Here is a 17587-nt window from a genome sequence, read left to right as displayed (position 1 = left end):
CGCTGAAGAAGAAGCAACGGAGGAATACCCATGAACCCGATGACCCGCCGCCACACCTGGACCCGCCTGGCCTGCGCACTTTCCCTCGGCGTCGCCGCATTCGCCGCGCAGGCCGACGAGGGCGCCCTGTACGGGCCCCAGGCACCCAAGGGCTCGGCCTTCGTCCGCGCCTACAACGCCGGCAACAGCGAACTCGACGTGTCGGTCGGCAGCACCAGCCTGAACGACGTCGCGCCGCTCGGTTCCAGCGACTTCAAGTTCCTCCCCCCCGGCAGCTACACCGCCCAGGTCGGCCAGCAGAGCCTGCCGGTCAAGCTCGACCCGGACAGCTACTACACCCTGGTCAGCCAGCCCGGCGGCAAGCCGCAGCTGGTGGCCGAGCCGCCGTTCAAGAACAAGCAGAAGGCGCTGGTACGGGTGCAGAACCTCAGCGGCTCGAAGCTGACCCTGAAGACCGCCGACGGCAAGACTGACGTGGTCAAGGACGTCGGCCCGCAAAGCCACGGCGACCGCGAGATCAACCCGGTGAAGGTGAACCTGGCGCTGTTCGACGGCAGCAAGAAGGTCAGCGACCTGAAGCCGGTCACCCTGGCCCGCGGCGAGGTGGTCTGCCTGTACGTCACCGGCAGCGGCGGCAAGCTCGCGCCGGTCTGGGTCAAGCGCCCGGTGAAGGCGGATTGAGACCGACCGGGAGAGGCTCGCCCCTCCCGGCATTCCACACAACAAGACCGGCCCGACACCGGCGCACCAACCGTCAGCGCTCCCGCAGAAGGAGCGCACTGGAGAGGTCACCCGGGGCTCCGTGGAGCCCGGTAACGAGATATCCCGCCGCGCGGCGGGATCCCTAGACAGACGCATCGCTTCAAGGAGAAACAACATGATCCCAGTAATCCTTTCCGGTGGCAGCGGCTCGCGACTCTGGCCTCTTTCCCGCAAGCAGTACCCCAAGCAGTTCCTCGCCCTTACCGGCGACGACACCCTGTTCCAGCAGACCATCAAGCGCCTGGCCTTCGACGGCATGCAGGCGCCGCTGCTGGTGTGCAACAAGGAGCACCGCTTCATCGTCCAGGAACAGCTGGAGGCACAGAACCTGGCGAGCCAGGCGATCCTCCTCGAACCCTTCGGCCGCAACACGGCGCCGGCGGTGGCCATCGCCGCGATGAAACTGGTCGCCGAAGGCCGCGACGAACTGCTGCTGATCCTTCCCGCCGACCACGTGATCGAGGACCAGCGCGCCTTCCAGCAGGCCCTGGCGCTGGCCACCAACGCCGCCGAAAAGGGCGAGATGGTGCTCTTCGGCATTCCCGCCAGCCGCCCCGAGACCGGCTACGGCTACATCCGCGCGAGCGCCGATGCGCAACTGCCGGAAGGCGTCAGCCGGGTGCAGAGCTTCGTCGAGAAACCCGACGAAGCCCGCGCCCGCGAGTTCGTCGCCGCCGGCGGCTACTACTGGAACAGCGGCATGTTCCTGTTCCGCGCCAGCCGCTACCTGGAAGAACTGAAGAAGCACGACGCCGACATCTACGACACCTGCCTGCTGGCCCTGGAGCGCAGCCAGCACGACGGCGACCTGGTGAACATCGACGCCGCCACCTTCGAATGCTGCCCGGACAACTCCATCGACTACGCGGTGATGGAGAAGACCTCACGCGCCTGCGTGGTGCCGCTGTCCGCCGGCTGGAACGATGTCGGCAGCTGGTCGTCGATCTGGGACGTGCACGCCAAGGACGCCAACGGCAACGTCACCAAGGGCGACGTGCTGGTCCACGACAGCCACAACTGCCTGGTGCACGGCAACGGCAAGCTGGTCTCGGTGATCGGCCTGGAGGACATCGTGGTGGTGGAAACCAAGGACGCCATGATGATCGCCCACAAGGACCGGGTGCAGGACGTCAAGCACGTGGTCAAGGACCTCGACGCCCAGGGCCGTAGCGAGACCCAGAACCACTGCGAGGTCTACCGCCCGTGGGGCTCCTACGACTCGGTGGACATGGGCGGCCGCTTCCAGGTCAAGCACATCACCGTGAAGCCCGGCGCGCGCCTCTCGCTGCAGATGCACCACCACCGCGCCGAGCACTGGATCGTGGTTTCCGGGACCGCCCAGGTGACCTGCGACGACAAGACCTTCCTGCTCACCGAGAACCAGTCGACCTACATCCCGATCGCCTCCGTGCACCGCCTGGCCAACCCCGGCAAGATCCCGCTGGAGATCATCGAGGTGCAGTCCGGCAGCTACCTCGGCGAGGACGACATCGAGCGCCTGGAAGACGTCTACGGGCGCACCGCAGAACCGGCCCTGCAAGTGGTCGCCGGCAGCCGCTAAAGCGTCGACCCGGCCCCCTGGCGGAGCGATCCGCCAGGGGGTTGTTTTTTTCCGACAACCTACGGGATTGACTTTCCCTGGCCCTCCCCATGTTTCCATGAAGTTTCCGGAATATTCACGGGGAGCGGACATCAAGTATTAATGAACCCTTAAAGAAACAGGACTCGGGTTATTAATAAAAGCCACTCAGAAAACACCCGAGATCCATTCCAACCAACCCTGCAAGCCCCTGAAAACGAGGCTTCCGGCTTTATCCTCCAGTTTCTTCGAGTTCGTTCAGTCTTCATTCAGCCGTTGTTAAGCGAGTCTTAACAAACGTTCAGGCAGCATTCAGCGACATATAAATAACCTCTTCGTACCGCCCTCCCAGTACCGAGGCTTCATTACATGTCACTGGACTTTCTGCCATTCTCCCGGCCAAGCATCGGCGAGGACGAAATCGCCGCCGTGGAGCAGGTCCTGCGTTCCGGCTGGATCACCACCGGTCCGAAGAACCAGGAGCTCGAACAGCGCTTCGCCGAACGCCTCGGCTGCCGCCACGCGGTGGCGCTATCCTCGGCCACCGGCGCCCTGCACGTCACCCTGCTGGCGCTGGGCATCGGCCCCGGCGACGAAGTGATCACGCCGTCGCTGACCTGGGTCTCCACCGCCAACGTCATCACCCTGCTCGGCGCCACCCCGGTGTTCGTCGACGTCGACCGCGACACCCTGATGTGTTCGGCGCAGGCAGTGGAAGCCGCCATCGGCCCGCGCACCCGCGCCATCGTGCCGGTGCACTACGCCGGCTCCACCCTGGATCTCGAAGGCCTGCGCACGGTCGCCGGGCGCCACGGCATCGCCCTGGTCGAGGACGCCGCCCACGCGGTCGGCAGCGAATACCGCGGGCGCCCGGTAGGCTCCCGCGGCACGGCGATCTTTTCCTTCCACGCGATCAAGAACCTGACCTGCGCCGAAGGCGCGATGTTCGTCAGCGACGACAGTGCCCTCGCCGAACGGGTCCGCCGCCTCAAGTTCCACGGCCTCGGGGTCGATGCCTACGACCGCCTGAGCCATGGACGCAAGCCGCAGGCGGAAGTGATCGAGCCCGGTTTCAAATACAACCTGGCCGACCTCAACGCCGCCCTCGCGCTGGTCCAGCTCAAGCGCCTGGACGCGCTCAACGCGCGCCGCCAGGCCCTCGCCGAACGCTACCTGGAGCGCCTCGCCGGCCTGCCGCTGGCGCCGCTCGGCCTGCCCGCGCACAAGCAGCGCCACGCCTGGCACCTGTTCATCCTGCGCATCGACGCCGAGGCCTGCGGCCTGGGCCGCGACGCCTTCATGGAAGCCCTGAAGGCGCGCGGCATCGGTAGCGGCATCCATTTCATCGCCAGTCACCTGCACCACTACTACCGCCAGCGCCAGCCGCGCCTGAGCCTGCCCAACAGCGAGTGGAACTCGGCCCGCCTGTGCTCCATCCCGCTGTTCCCCGACATGCGCGACGACGACATCGAGCGCGTCGCCCGCGCCATCGAGGACATCCTGGAGAAACGTCGATGAAGCCCTATCCGATCGACCTGGTCTCGGTGGTGATCCCGGTCTACAACGAGGAAGCCAGCCTGCCCGAACTGCTGCGCCGCACCGAGGCCGCCTGCCTGGAGCTGGGCCGCGCCTTCGAGATCGTGCTGGTCGACGACGGCAGCCGCGACCGCTCCGCGGAACTCTTGCAGGCCGCCGCCGAACGCGACGGCAGCGCCGTGGTGGCGGTGATCCTCAACCGCAACTACGGCCAGCACGCGGCGATCCTCGCCGGCTTCGAACAGTCCCGTGGAGACCTGGTGATCACCCTCGATGCCGACCTGCAGAACCCGCCGGAGGAAATCCCGCGCCTGGTGGAGCGCGCCGCGCAGGGCTACGACGTGGTCGGCAGCATCCGCGCCGAGCGCCAGGACTCGGCCTGGCGGCGCTGGCCTTCGCGCCTGGTGAACCTGGCGGTGCAGCGCTCCACCGGGGTCGCCATGCACGACTACGGCTGCATGCTGCGCGCCTACCGGCGCAGCATGGTCGAAGCGATGCTGGCCTGCCGCGAACGCAGTACCTTCATCCCGATCCTGGCCAACGGCTTCGCCCGGCATACCTGCGAGATCCGCGTCGCCCACGCCGAGCGCGCCCACGGCGAATCGAAATACAGCGCGATGCGCCTGCTCAACCTGATGTTCGACCTGGTCACCTGCATGACCACCACGCCGCTGCGCCTGCTCAGCCTGGTCGGCGGCGGCATGGCCCTGGCCGGCTTCCTCTTCGCCCTGTTCCTCCTCGTGCTGCGCCTGGCCTTCGGCGCCGCCTGGGCCGGCAACGGCCTGTTCGTGCTGTTCGCCGTGCTGTTCATGTTCAGCGGCGTGCAGTTGCTCGGCATGGGCCTGCTCGGCGAGTACCTCGGGCGCATGTACAGCGACGTGCGCGCGCGGCCGCGCTTCTTCATCGAGCGCGTGGTCCGCGCCACGCCCTCCGCGCTTCCCTCGGCCCTACAGCGGGCCGGTTTCACCTCTTCATCCAGCGAGCCTTCCACGCCATGACCTCGAAAGCCGTCGTCTTCGCCTACCACGACATCGGTTGCACCGGTATCGAAGCCCTGCTCAATGCCGGCTACGAGATCGCCGCCGTCTTCACCCATGCCGACGACCCACGGGAAAACACCTTCTACGCCTCGGTCGCGCGCCTCTGCGCCGAGCGCGGCATTCCGCTGCACGCGCCCGAGGACGTGAACCATCCGCTGTGGCTGGAGCGCATCCGCCAACTGCGCCCGGACTATCTGTTCTCCTTCTACTACCGCCGCCTGCTTGGCGCCGAACTGCTCGCCTGCGCCGCACGCGGCGCCTACAACCTGCACGGTTCGCTGCTGCCGCGCTACCGCGGACGCGCCCCGGCGAACTGGGTGCTGGTCAACGGCGAAACGCAGACCGGGGTGACCCTGCATCGCATGATCGAGCGCGCCGACGCCGGGCCGATCCTCGCCCAGCAGGCCGTCGCCATCGACCCCGAGGACACCGCCCTGAGCCTGCACGGCAAGCTGCGCAAGGCCGCCGGCGCCCTGCTGCGCGACAGCCTGCCGCTGCTCGCCCTCGGCGTGCTGCCGGAAGTCGAGCAGGACGAGAGCCAGGCCAGCCACTTCGGCCGGCGCACCCCGGCGGACGGCCTGCTCGACTGGCACAGGCCGGCACGGCAGTTGTACGACCTGGTGCGCGCAGTGACCCAGCCCTACCCTGGCGCCTTCTGCCAGGTCGGCGAACAGAAGCTGATCGTCTGGAGCGCCGAGGTGGTCGCCGGCAACCACGGTCGCGAGCCGGGCAGCGTACTGTCCTGCGACCCGCTGCGGATCGCCTGCGGCGAGGACTCGCTGGTGCTGCGCTTCGGCCAGCGCGGCGAGCGCGGCCTGTACCTGGCCGGCACGCAACTGGCCACCGAGCTGGGCCTGGTCGAGGGCGCGCGCCCGCGTGGCGCGGCGTCCGGCCCGCAGCGCCGCACGCGGGTGCTGATCCTCGGGGTCAACGGCTTCATCGGCAACCACCTGTCCGAACGCCTGCTGCGCGACGGGCGCTACGAGGTCCACGGCATGGACATCGGCTCCGACGCCATCGAACGGCTCAAGGCCGACCCGCATTTCCACTTCGTCGAAGGCGACATCGGCATCCATTCGGAGTGGCTCGAATACCATGTGAAGAAATGCGACGTGATCCTGCCGCTGGTGGCCATCGCCACGCCCATCGAGTACACGCGCAACCCGCTGCGGGTGTTCGAACTGGACTTCGAGGAAAACCTGCGGATCGTCCGCTACTGCGTGAAATACGGCAAACGCGTGGTGTTCCCTTCCACCTCCGAGGTCTACGGCATGTGCCAGGACCCGGACTTCGACGAAGACCGCTCGAACCTGGTGGTCGGGCCGATCAACAAGCAGCGCTGGATCTACTCGGTGTCCAAGCAGTTGCTCGACCGGGTGATCTGGGCCTACGGCCAGCAGGGCCTGCGCTTCACCCTGTTCCGTCCGTTCAACTGGATGGGCCCGCGCCTGGACCGCCTGGATTCGGCGCGGATCGGCAGCTCGCGGGCGATCACCCAGCTCATCCTGCACCTGGTCGAAGGCACGCCGATCCGCCTGGTCGACGGCGGCGCGCAGAAGCGCTGCTTCACCGACGTCGACGACGGCATCGAGGCCCTCGCGCGGATCATCGACAACCGCGACGGCCGCTGCGACGGGCAGATCGTCAACATCGGCAACCCGGACAACGAGGCGAGCATCCGCCAGCTCGGCGAGGAACTGCTGCGCCAGTTCGAGGCCCACCCGCTGCGCGCGCAGTTCCCGCCCTTCGCCGGCTTCCGCGAGGTGGAGAGCCGCAGCTTCTACGGCGACGGCTACCAGGACGTGGCCCACCGCAAGCCGAGCATCGACAACGCCCGGCGCCTGCTCGACTGGCAGCCCACCATCGAACTGCGCGAGACCATCGGCAAGACCCTCGACTTCTTCCTCCACGAAGCGCTCCGCGAGCGCGAGGCACAGGCGTGATCCAGGCCGGCCTGCGCATCGACGTCGACACCTTCCGCGGCACCCGCGACGGGGTGCCGCGGCTGCTCGAGCTGCTCGACGAAGCCGGGCTGAAGGCGACTTTCTTCTTCAGCGTCGGCCCGGACAACATGGGCCGCCACCTCTGGCGCCTGGCGCGCCCGGCGTTCCTCTGGAAGATGCTCCGCTCGCGCGCCGCCAGCCTGTATGGCTGGGACATCCTGCTGGCCGGCACCGCCTGGCCGGGCAAGCCGATCGGCCGCGAACTCGGCCCGCTGATGCGGCGGACCCAGGCCGCCGGCCACGAGGTCGGCCTGCACGCCTGGGACCACCATGCCTGGCAGACCCACGCCGGCGTCTGGAGCGTGCAGCAGCTCGGCGAGCAGATCCGCCGCGGCAGCGATTGCCTGGCGGACATCCTCGGCCAGCCGGTGCGTTGTTCCGCCGCCGCCGGCTGGCGCGCCGACGGCCGGGTGGTCGAGGCCAAGCAGCCCTTCGGCTTCCGCTACAACAGCGACTGCCGCGGACGCGGCGCGTTCCGCCCGCGCCTGGCCGACGGCAGCCCCGGCATCCCGCAGGTGCCGGTGAACCTGCCGACCTTTGACGAGGTGGTCGGTCCCGGCCTGCCGCGCGAGGCCTACAACGACTTCATTCTGGAACGCTTCGCCGCTGGCCGCGACAACGTCTACACCATCCACGCCGAGGTCGAGGGGCTGCTCCTCGCCCCGGCGTTCCGCGAACTGCTGCGGCGCGCCGAACGGCGCGGCATCCGCTTCCGCCCGTTGGGCGAACTGCTGCCGGACGATCCGCGCAGCCTGCCGCTGGCCGAACTGGTGCGCGGCCGCCTGGCCGGCCGCGAGGGCTGGCTGGGAGTGCGCCAGCCATGAGCCGCCGCCAGACCTGTTCGCTGCTGCTGATCGCCTTCGGCCTGTTCTACCTGGTTCCATTGAACAACCATGGCCTGTGGATTCCCGACGAGACCCGCTACGCGCAGATCAGCCAGGCGATGCTGCTGGGCGGCGACTGGGTGTCGCCGCACTTCCTCGGCCTGCGCTACTTCGAGAAGCCGGTCGCCGGCTACTGGATGATCGCCCTCGGCCAGGCGGTCTTCGGCGAAAACCTGTTCGGCGTGCGCATCGCCTCGGTCGTCGCCACCGCCCTCAGCGTCCTGCTCGCCTACCTGCTGGCCCGCCGCCTGTGGCGCGACCCGCGCACCAGCCTGGCGTGCGCGCTGTTCTACGCCAGCTTCGGCTTGATCGCCGGGCAGTCCGGCTATGCCAACCTCGACCCGCAATTCACCTTCTGGGTCAACCTGAGCCTGGTGGCGCTGTGGCATGCCCTCGAGGCGGGGAGCCGCCGCGCGCGCCTGCTCGGCTGGACCCTGCTCGGCCTCGCCTGCGGCATGGGCTTCCTGACCAAGGGCTTCCTCGCCTGGCTGCTGCCGGTGCTGGTCGCCCTGCCCTACATGCTCTGGCAGCGGCGCTGGCGCGAGCTGCTTGGCTACGGCGCGCTGGCGGTGCTGGCGGCGCTGCTCGTCTGCCTGCCCTGGGCGCTCGCCGTGCATGCGCGGGAAGCGGACTACTGGCGGTTCTTCTTCTGGCACGAACACATCCGCCGCTTCGCCGGCGAAGACGCCCAGCACTCTCGCCCGTGGTGGTTCTACCTGCCGTTGCTGGCGGTCTCCTGCCTGCCCTGGAGCGGCCTGCTGCCGAGCGCGCTGCGCCAGGCCTGGCACGAGCGGCGCCAAGCGCCGGTGGTCTTCCTGGCGCTATGGCTGCTGTTGCCGCTGGCGTTCTTCAGCCTGAGCCGGGGCAAGCTGCCGACCTACATCATGCCCTGCCTGCTGCCGCTGGCACTGCTCATGGGCCACGCCCTGGTGCAGCGGCTGCGCCTGGGGAACAGCGTCGCGCTGCGCGGCAACGGGCTGCTCAACCTGGGCCTGGCGCTCCTCGCGCTGGCGGCCCTGGCCTACCTGCAACTGCGCAAGCCGGTGTACCAGGAAGAACCCTTCGAGCTGTTCCTGGTCCTGCTGGTGATCGGCGCCTGGGCCGCCGCCGGCCTCGCCCAGTGGCGCTACCCGCTACGCGCCTGGGCCGCGCCGCTGCTGGCGAGCTGGGTGCTGATCGCGCTGCTGCCGGCAGCGATGCCCAACCATGTGGTGCAGAACAAGACCCCCGACCTGTTCGTCGCCGAACACCTCGACGAACTGACCGGCGCCCACCATCTGCTGAGCAACGACCTCGGCGCCGCCTCGGCCCTCGCCTGGCGCCTGCGTCGTAGCGACGTGACGCTCTACGACACGCGCGGCGAGCTGAAGTACGGCCTCTCCTACCCCGAGCACAGCCAGCGCAGCGTGCCCTTGGCAGACATCCGCCAGTGGCTCTGGCGGGCACGCCAGGACGGCTCGGTTGCCGTGCTGCTGCGGATCAACAGCGCCAGCGACCGCTACCAGCTGGCGCTGTTGCCGGGCGACGGCGAACGCTACCGGAACGGCAACCTGGTCCTGGCGATCCTGCCGCAGGTGCGCCCATGAGCGCCGCGCTGCTGCTCGCCACCCTGCTCATGACCGGCCTCGGCCAGGTTGCGCAGAAGCTCACCGTGGAGCACTGGCGCCTGGTCGCCGCCGACGGCTGGACGGCGCGCCTGCGCAGTCCGTGGCCGTGGCTGGCGCTGCTCGCCCTCGGGCTCGGCCTGCTCTGCTGGCTGCTGCTCCTGCAACGGGTGGAAGTCGGCAGCGCCTATCCGATGCTGGCGCTGAACTTCGTCCTGGTCACCCTGGCGGCACGCTTCGTCTTCGATGAGCCGGTGGATCGCCGCCACCTCGCCGGCCTGTTGCTGATCGTCGCCGGCGTGGCCCTGCTCGGGAGGAGCGCATGAACGCGCTACGCGGCTGGCTGGCGGCGCTGGGCAGCGTGCTGCTGGCCAGCGCCGCCCAGCTCGGCATGCGCTGGGGCATGAGCCGCCTGCCGCTACCGGAAGCCTGGGCCGGGCAAACGCCGGAGCGCGCCGCGTTGCTCGCGGTAGCCCTGGCGGTGGCGGCCTACGCCGCCTCCCTGCTGTGCTGGCTGGCCGCCCTGCGCCACCTGCCGCTGGGCCGCGCCTACAGCCTGTTGAGCGCCAGCTACGCGCTGGTCTACCTGCTGGCGGCGAGCCTGCCGGCGTTCGATGAAACCTTCAGTACCAGCAAGACCCTGGGCGTAGGCCTGGTGGTGCTCGGCGTGTTGACCGTCAACGCCCGCCGCACCGCTGCCGCGCCCGCGCATCATCCGTCGAGGAAAGCACCATGAAGATCAGCGTATTCGGCAGTGGCTATGTAGGACTGGTGCAGGCCGCCGTCCTCGCCGAAGTGGGCCACGATGTACTGTGCATGGACATCGACCGGAACAAGGTCGAACGCCTCGCGCAGGGCCTCGCCAGCATCTACGAACCCGGGCTCGACGCCTTGCTGCGCGAAGGCCTGGACAGCGGCCGCCTGCGTTTCAGCAGCGATGCGCGCCTGGCCGTGGAACACGGCCGGGTGCAGTTCATCGCGGTCGGCACCCCGCCTGGCGAGGACGGCGCGGCCGATCTCGGCGCGGTCTTCGCGGTGGCCGATGCCATCGCCGAGCACCGCCGCAAGCCCGTCATCGTGGTGGAGAAATCGACCGTCCCGGTAGGCACCGGCGACCGCCTGCGCGCGCACATCGAGCGGCGCCTGGAAGCCGACGGACGCGAGCTGGAATTCGAGATCGTCTCCAACCCGGAATTCCTCAAGGAAGGCTCCGCCGTCGCCGACTGCCGGCGCCCGGACCGCATCGTGGTCGGCTGCGACAACGAAGAGGTGCGCCAGGTGATGCGCGAACTCTACGAGCCGTTCAACCGCAACCACGACCGCATGCTGTTCATGGGCCTGCGCAGCGCCGAACTGACCAAGTACGCGGCGAACGGCATGCTGGCGACCAAGATCAGCTTCATCAACCAGATCGCCGAACTGGCCGAACACCTCGGTGCCGACATCGAGGCGGTGCGCCAGGGCATCGGCGCCGACCCGCGGATCGGCTACCACTTCATCTACCCCGGCTGCGGCTACGGCGGCTCCTGCTTCCCCAAGGACATGCGCGCGCTGATCCACAGCGCCGAGCAGGCGCATTGCTCCAGCGACCTGTTGCAGGCAGTGGAAGCGATCAACCGGCGGCAGAAGCTCAAGCTGTTCGAACGCATCCGGGTGTTCTACGACGGCGACCTGCGCGGCAAGACCTTCGCCCTCTGGGGCCTGGCCTTCAAGCCGAACACCGACGACATGCGCGACGCGCCCAGCCGCGAACTGATGGAAGCGCTCTGGCGCCACGGCGCGCAGGTGCGCGCCTACGATCCCGAAGCCATGCAGGAAACCCAGCGGCTCTATGGCCACGACGAACGCCTGAGCCTGATGGGCACCCCCGAGGCGACCCTGGGAGGCGCCGATGCGCTGGTCATCTGCACCGAGTGGCAGCAATTCAAGGCACCGGATTTCGAGCTGCTCAAGGAGCGCCTGAAGGCCCCGGTGATCTTCGACGGGCGCAACCTCTACGACCCCGAGCGCATGGCCCGCCACGGCTTCCACTACTACCCGATGGGACGCGGGCAGTCCTGCTCGTTGCCGATCAACGAGGCCAGCCTCGCACAGGAAGATGGCGTGCGCCTGTTGCGCCAGGCCTGAAGCCGCCCCAGGTCGGATCGACCGCTGGGGCGGATAACCGCTTGCGGTTATCCGCCGGTTCTCCGGAGTCTCGGCGGATAACGCCTGCGGCGTTATTCGCCCTACCCTCTGCCACGTCGCTCAGGTGGCGTAGGGCGCATGACCGCCTCGCGGCTATCCGCCAGCCGCCGGCTCCCGCGAGGACGAGGTCCCCAACGCCAGTCCCGGCTCGGCGCCGCGCTTGAGCACGGCGTAGAGCAGCCCGGTAAGCAGGCTGCCGGCGACGATCGCCAGCAGGTACGCCAGGGCGTGGTTGATCGCGTTGGGCACCAGCATCACGAACAACCCGCCGTGAGGCGCCTGCAACTTGCAGCCGAAATACATCGACAGGGCGCCGGTCAGCGCGCCGCCGGCGATGCTCGCCGGGATCACCCGCAACGGGTCCTTGGCGGCGAACGGGATGGCGCCTTCGGAGATGAAGCACAGCCCCAGCACCGAGGCTGCCTTGCCGGCCTGCCGCTCGCTCTCGGCGAACTTGCGCCGCGCCAGCAGGGTCGCCAGGCCCATGCCGATCGGCGGCACCATGCCCGCCGCCATCACCGCCGCCATCGGCGCGTAGCTGTGCGACGAGAGCAGGCCGACGGAAAAGGCGTAGGCGGCCTTGTTGACCGGTCCGCCGAGGTCGACGCACATCATCCCGCCGAGCAGCAGGCCGAGGAGGATGGCATTGGAGGTACCCATGCCGTCGAGGAACCCGGTCAGTGCCGCGAGCATCCCGGCCACCGGCTTGCCGACCACGTAGAGCATCAGCAGGCCGGTGACCAGGCTGGCCAGCAACGGGATGACCAGGATCGGCTTCAGCGCTTCCAGGCTCGCCGGCAGCCTCAGCCCGTGGCTGATGGCCCGCGCCGCATAGCCGGCGATGAAGCCGGCGACTATCCCGCCGATGAACCCGGCGCCGAGGGTCCCGGCGAGCAGGCCGCCGAGCATGCCCGGCGCCAGGCCCGGGCGATCGGCGATGGAATAGGCGATGTAGCCGGCGAGCATCGGCACCATCAGGACGAAAGCCGTGTCGCCGACCGTCCTCAGCACCGCCGCCAGGCTGCCCGGCTGCTTGTAGGCATCGATGCCGAAGGCCAGCGACAGGGCGATCAGCAGGCCGCCCGCGACCACCATCGGCAACATGAACGACACCCCGGTCAGCAGGTGCTTGTACACCCCGCGCTTCTCGTCCCTGGCGACCACCGCGCTGGCTGCGCCCGCGCTCTCGACCTGCCCTTCCGCCAGCGCCCGCTCGAGCGTCGCGCGGGCCTGCTTGAGGGCCACGCCGGTGCCGCAACGGTAGATCTTCTTGCCGGCGAAACGGGCCGTGTCCACGTCGATGTCGGCGGCCAGCAGGACCACGTCGGCGGCGGCGATGTCCGCCGGGTCGAGCGGGTTGCGCGCGCCGACCGAGCCCTGGGTCTCGACCTGCAACGCGAAGCCCAGTTGCCCCGCCGCGAGCTGCAACGCCTCGGCGGCCATGAAGGTGTGCGCCACGCCGGTCGGACAGGCGGTCACCGCGACGATCCGCGGTGCCGCTCCGGCCTCCGGCGCAACCAGGCCGGCCTCGTCCCCGGCGACCTCCACGCTCGCCAGGGCGGCGGCCCGCTGGAGGAAGGCGCGCGGATCGGCCAGCGCCTCGGCGGGACGCGCGCGATACACCGGCTTGCCGACGAAACGCGCCGCCGCCAGCGGCTCGACGCCGACCAGCAGGACCCAGTCGGCTTCGGCGATCTGTTCGGCGCTCAGTTCGCCCTCGGGCCTCGACCCGGCATTCGCCTCGACGCAGGTTTCCCAGCCCAGGCGCTCGGCGGCGCCCCGCAGCAGGCGCGCGGCGAGCACGCTGGTGACCTGTCCGCCAGGGCAGGCGGTGACGATCGCTAGTTTCATCTCAGGCCTCCTCGACCAATGGCTGCACCACGACGCCCGCTTCGATCCGCGCCAGGCGCTGCGGATCGCCGATGCCGAACTCGAACTGGGTTACCGCCAGGCTGGCGATGGCGGTGGCCTGACGCAGCACCCGCTCGGCCGGCCAGCCGCTGGCCAGCCCGTGCAGCATGCCGGCCAGCAGGGAATCGCCGGCGCCCACCGTGCTGGCCACTTCCACCGCCGGCGGCCGCGCCTGCCAGGCACCCTCGGCGGCGAACCAGTTGACCCCCGCGGCGCCCTGGGAAATCACCACCTGGCCTACCCCGTCCTGGCGCAGGCGTTCGGCCGCCTGGCGCTGTGCGGCCAGGTCGTCCATCGGCGCCGAGCAGAGGTCGGCAAGTTCCTCGACGTTCGGCTTGATCATCCACGGCGCAGCCTTCACACCTTCGCGCAGGGCCGCGCCGCTGCTGTCGAAGGCGACCTTCAGGCCGAGGCGCCGCAAGCGCCGCAGCAGTTCGCCCAGCCATTCCGGCTCGACCCCGCGCGGCAGGCTGCCGGCGACCACCGCCAGCTCGTGCTCCCCGGCAAGCCGGTCGAGGCGTTCGAACAACGCCGCCTGGGCTCGCTCGTCGGCCTCCGGGCCCGGCCCGTTGAGGTCGCTGACGCGCCCGCCGCGCTCGGCCAGCTTGATGTTGCTGCGGGTTTCGCCCGGCACCCGGACGAACGCATCGGCGAAGCCACGACGCTGGAACATGGCGGTGAACGGCGGCTGGTTGTCTTCGCCGAGGAAGCCGCTGACCGTCAACCGATGGCCGAGGTCGGCAAGCACCTGGGCGACATTCAGGCCCTTGCCGGCGGCCTGGGTCAGCACCGCCTCGCTGCGGTTAACCGCCCCCAGTTCCAGCTGGCGCAGGCGCACGGTGAGGTCCAGCGCCGGGTTCAGGGTAATCGTCAGGATCCGCGCCATTACTGCACCTCCGCTTCCACCAGGGCCCGGACCTCGGCGGCGCTCGCCAGGCCCAGGGCTTTGCGGGCCAGGCCGCGCGCAGCGACCAGCTGCAGTTCGCGCACGCCGGCCTTGACCAGGGCGATGCTGCGCGCCGAGACGCTCAGCTCGTCCACTCCCAGGCCGACCAGCAGCGGCAACGCCAGCGGGTCGGCCGCCAGTTCGCCGCAGACGCCGACCCACTTGCCCTCGGCGTGGGCGGCGCGGACGGTCATGTCGATCAGTTGCAGCACCGCCGGATGCAGACCGTCGGCCTGGGCCGAAAGACTCGGGTGGCCGCGATCGATAGCCAGGGTGTACTGGGTCAGGTCGTTGGTGCCGACGCTGAAGAAGTCCACCTCGCGGGCCAGCACCGGCGCGAGCAACGCCGCAGAGGGCACCTCGACCATGATCCCCAGTTGCAGGTCGGCCAGCGGGATTTCCTCGCGCAGGCGCAGCGCCAGGTCACGCGCCTGGCGCCATTCGTCGAGGCTGCCGACCATCGGGAACATCACCCGCAGCGGCCGCTCCCCGGCGGCGCGGAACAGCGCGCGCAACTGGGTCTCGAGGATCTGCGGTCGCTGCAGGGTCAAGCGGATACCGCGCAGGCCCAGATAGGGATTCTCTTCGTGGGGAATCGGCCAGTACGGCAGCGGCTTGTCCCCGCCGACATCCAGGGTCCGCGCCACCAGCGGACGTCCGTCGAGGGCGTCGAGCACCCGACGGTATTCCGCTTCCTGGGTCGCCAGGTCCGGCGCGCGGGCGTTGTTCATGAAGACGAACTCGGTGCGCAGCAGGCCAACGCCCTCGGCGCCCAGCTCCACCGCGCGCGCGGCGCCGGCGGTGTCGCCAAGGTTGGCGCAGACTTCCACCGCGTGGCCATCGCGGGTCCGCGCAGGCTCCAGCCGCTGCGCGTCGGCGCGGGCCTGGCGCTGCTGGCGGGCGTCGCGCTCGGCGGCGGCCTGCTGCAACTGTTCGGTGCTCGGCGCCACCTGCAGCCAGCCGTGCTCGCCATCCAGCAGCAGTGCCGTGCCCGGCTCCAGGCCGAGCACCGCCGCGCCGGCGCCGACCAATGCCGGAATGCCGAGGGCGCGGGCGATGATCGCGCTGTGCGAAGTGGCGCCGCCGCGCGCCGTGAGGATGCCGGCGACCCGCTGGGCGTCGAGGCGGGCGACATCGGAGGGGCCGACCTCGTCCATCACCAGGATGTACGGCTGCTCCGGCTCGCGCGGCGCCTCCACCCCGCAGAGCCTGGCCAGCACCCGCCGGCCGAGGTCGCGGAGGTCGGCGGCGCGCTCGGCGAGCAGCGCGTCGTGCAGCGCCTCCTGTTGCGCCGCGCTGTCTTCCACCACCCGACTCCAGGCCGCTTCGGCGCTTTCGCCGCGATTCAGGCGCAGTTGCACCTGCTCGGCCAGTTCCGGATCGTCGAGCATCTCCCGGTGGGTGACGAAAATCTCGCGGATCGCCTTCACCGTGCTGCGTTCGACCAGGCCGACGATCTCCTCGTCCACCGCCCGCTTGGCCCGCAGCAGGCGCTCGCGTTCATGGGCCGGCGACTCGCCGCGCGGCTGGAACTCGAAGCGCTGCGCCACCTGGACATGCGCCGGACCACTGGCGATGCCCGGCGACGCGGCGATCGCCTGCAGGCGCTCGCCGGCGCGCAGCGGCGCCGGCCGGGCATCCTCTTCCGCCTCGCCGACGGCATCGGGCAAGGCCTCCTCCGCCAGCGCTTCGACCTCCTCGCCGAGCCCCTCACGCACCGCGGCCAGCAAGGCTGGCAGCGCGTCCTCGGCGATCGCCGGCTCGGCGCTGAACTCCAGCGTCTGGCCGCGTCGCGCGCCGAGGGCGAGCAGCTTGCTCAGGCTCTTCGCCGAGACGGGGGCCGCCTCGCTGTCGGCCAGGCGTACCCGGATCTCGCCGGCGAAACCCTTGGCCAGCTGCGCCAGCGCCTGCGCCGGGCGGGCATGCAGGCCATGCGGGTTGGCCAGGACCGCTCGCGCGCTGGGCCAGTCCGGCGGCAGCTCGCCACCGAGCGCCGCGAGTACGCTGCGGCTGCTGGTGGCGCGCACCAGCTCGGCGCCACGCCCTTCCAGCAACAGGTCGCACAGGCGTTCGAGCAGCGCCTGGTGCGCTTCGCCCAGGCTGGCCAGGCAGAACAGCCCGGTGACCAGTTGCCCCTGGTGCTGCAACGGTTGCGCCGGAGTGACGAAGGCCAGCCCGGGGCGCTTCACCAATTGTTCGCTGTGCAACCAGCACAGCCCGTCGCCCAGCGGCAACGGTTCGGTCTGCTGGAGCACGGCGGCGAAGCCGTTCTCCACGCAGCCGGCCTTCTTCAACAGGCGCGCGCCGAGCCAGGCCAGTTCGTCGAGGTCCTCGGCGTTCTGGCCGAGGCCGACCAGTTGTGCGTCCAGCGCCAGTTCCTGCGGCGCGCCCTGCAACAGGCCGAGGACTTCCTCGGCGCTGGCGGCCGCGCTCAGCGCCGGTCCCAGGTCGGCCTCGCCGAGGGCGCGGGTGAGCAATTGCAGGAGCTGCAGGTGTTCGTCGGACTTCGCCGCGATGCCGATGGCCAGGTAGACCTGCTGGCCATCGCCCCAGTCCACTCCCTCGGGGAATTGCAGCAGGCGCACACCGGTGCTGAAGACCAGCTCGCGGGTATCCGGGGTCCCATGGGGTATGGCGATGCCCTGGCCGAGGTAGGTGGAGCCTTGTGCCTCGCGCGCCTTCAGGCCCTCGGCATAGCCGGGCGCGGCCAGGCCGTCGGCGACCAGCGCCGCGCCGAGCAGGCGCAGGGCTTCGGCCTTGTCCGCGGCGCGCTGGCCCATGCGGATCTGCCGGGTATCGAGTTCGAGCATGGAAACCTCCTCAGGAGCGAACGGCTCCCCGTCTCACGTCCGGATCGTCCCGCCGCGCCGAGGCGCGGGCGCGGGATGTGCCGGCGGTAGCGGAAAGCGGCTCGCGGGAGCCTTCCGTACAGCCAGGGGCGGTGATCCGCTTGTTGTCATTGACCTACCATAGCGTAGGCGGCGCCGCGTTCGGGCTGCGCGAGGCAGCCTGGGGCAGGGGGCGCCGGCTTCGCCGGAATCTTTTGCTGAATCGATTCACTTAATTAAATTGGCACGTTACCCGATAATGATTGATCCTTGAAGCCCAACTTGTCGTCGCCTCCAGTAGAGATCG

The 17587-nt window shown here is 69.7% G+C and carries 13 protein-coding genes; 10 read left to right on the top strand and 3 right to left on the bottom strand.

The features are described from left to right. Positions 1-30 precede the first annotated feature (30 nt). The 10 genes from algF (at position 31) to ACM0M4_RS08165 (ending at position 11535) form a co-directional block, all read left to right on the top strand. The gene (gene algF, locus ACM0M4_RS08210) at positions 31-681 is read left to right on the top strand and encodes an alginate O-acetyltransferase AlgF (protein ID WP_003092112.1); all 651 of its coding nucleotides are present in this window, start codon (positions 31-33) and stop codon (positions 679-681) included. A 196-nt stretch (positions 682-877) separates the two neighbouring features. After that, positions 878-2323 carry a mannose-1-phosphate guanylyltransferase/mannose-6-phosphate isomerase gene (locus ACM0M4_RS08205; RefSeq protein WP_003092113.1) on the top strand — a complete coding sequence of 482 codons (1446 nt, stop codon included), beginning with the start codon at positions 878-880 and terminating at the stop codon, positions 2321-2323. Positions 2324-2710: 387 nt separating this feature from the next. After that, positions 2711-3859 (top strand): UDP-4-amino-4-deoxy-L-arabinose aminotransferase, encoded by a 1149-nt coding sequence (gene arnB, locus ACM0M4_RS08200; protein ID WP_003130049.1) that lies wholly within the window; start codon positions 2711-2713, stop codon positions 3857-3859. Continuing rightward, a complete protein-coding gene (gene arnC / locus ACM0M4_RS08195) occupies positions 3856-4875 on the top strand; it encodes an undecaprenyl-phosphate 4-deoxy-4-formamido-L-arabinose transferase (protein WP_221345525.1) in 1020 nt (339 codons plus the stop codon). The genes arnB and arnC overlap by 4 nt, the downstream gene beginning before the upstream one ends. Continuing rightward, positions 4872-6860 (top strand): bifunctional UDP-4-amino-4-deoxy-L-arabinose formyltransferase/UDP-glucuronic acid oxidase ArnA, encoded by a 1989-nt coding sequence (arnA, locus tag ACM0M4_RS08190; protein ID WP_221345524.1) that lies wholly within the window; start codon positions 4872-4874, stop codon positions 6858-6860. The genes arnC and arnA overlap by 4 nt, the downstream gene beginning before the upstream one ends. Continuing rightward, entirely contained in the window at positions 6857-7744 is an 888-nt protein-coding gene (gene arnD, locus ACM0M4_RS08185; RefSeq protein WP_003110469.1) for a 4-deoxy-4-formamido-L-arabinose-phosphoundecaprenol deformylase, read from the top strand. Before arnA ends, arnD begins: the two co-directional genes overlap by 4 nt. Further along, on the top strand, positions 7741-9390 hold the full coding sequence (gene arnT, locus ACM0M4_RS08180; RefSeq protein WP_115288727.1) for a lipid IV(A) 4-amino-4-deoxy-L-arabinosyltransferase: 1650 nt from the start codon (positions 7741-7743) through the stop codon (positions 9388-9390). Before arnD ends, arnT begins: the two co-directional genes overlap by 4 nt. After that, positions 9387-9734, top strand: coding sequence for an EamA family transporter (locus ACM0M4_RS08175; protein WP_003112876.1), 348 nt, complete (start codon positions 9387-9389; stop codon positions 9732-9734). The genes arnT and ACM0M4_RS08175 overlap by 4 nt, the downstream gene beginning before the upstream one ends. Beyond that, a complete protein-coding gene (gene arnF, locus ACM0M4_RS08170) occupies positions 9731-10144 on the top strand; it encodes a 4-amino-4-deoxy-L-arabinose-phosphoundecaprenol flippase subunit ArnF (RefSeq protein ID WP_003110472.1) in 414 nt (137 codons plus the stop codon). Before ACM0M4_RS08175 ends, arnF begins: the two co-directional genes overlap by 4 nt. Next, positions 10141-11535, top strand: a complete 1395-nt coding sequence (locus ACM0M4_RS08165; RefSeq protein ID WP_003122165.1) for a UDP-glucose 6-dehydrogenase — start codon at positions 10141-10143, stop codon at positions 11533-11535. The genes arnF and ACM0M4_RS08165 overlap by 4 nt, the downstream gene beginning before the upstream one ends. Before the next feature lie 153 nt (positions 11536-11688). On the opposite strand, the gene ACM0M4_RS08160 is transcribed toward ACM0M4_RS08165, so the two are convergent. The 3 genes from ACM0M4_RS08160 to ptsP are packed head-to-tail and all read right to left on the bottom strand — an operon-like array spanning position 11689 to position 17262. Further along, positions 11689-13446: a PTS fructose-like transporter subunit IIB gene (locus ACM0M4_RS08160; protein WP_003107161.1), complete on the bottom strand. Its 1758-nt coding sequence runs from the start codon at positions 13444-13446 to the stop codon at positions 11689-11691. 1 nt (position 13447) lies between these two features. After that, on the bottom strand, positions 13448-14392 hold the full coding sequence (gene pfkB / locus ACM0M4_RS08155; RefSeq protein WP_003122164.1) for a 1-phosphofructokinase: 945 nt from the start codon (positions 14390-14392) through the stop codon (positions 13448-13450). Further along, positions 14392-17262 (bottom strand): phosphoenolpyruvate--protein phosphotransferase, encoded by a 2871-nt coding sequence (gene ptsP, locus ACM0M4_RS08150; protein WP_003119534.1) that lies wholly within the window; start codon positions 17260-17262, stop codon positions 14392-14394. Before ptsP ends, pfkB begins: the two co-directional genes overlap by 1 nt. Positions 17263-17587 lie beyond the last annotated feature (325 nt).

Origin of the sequence: Pseudomonas sp. 18-147 (genome assembly GCF_051048045.1) — a bacterium.
GTDB classification, from domain to species: Bacteria; Pseudomonadota; Gammaproteobacteria; order Pseudomonadales; family Pseudomonadaceae; genus Pseudomonas; species Pseudomonas aeruginosa.
This window is presented reverse-complemented; position numbering and strand designations above follow the sequence as displayed.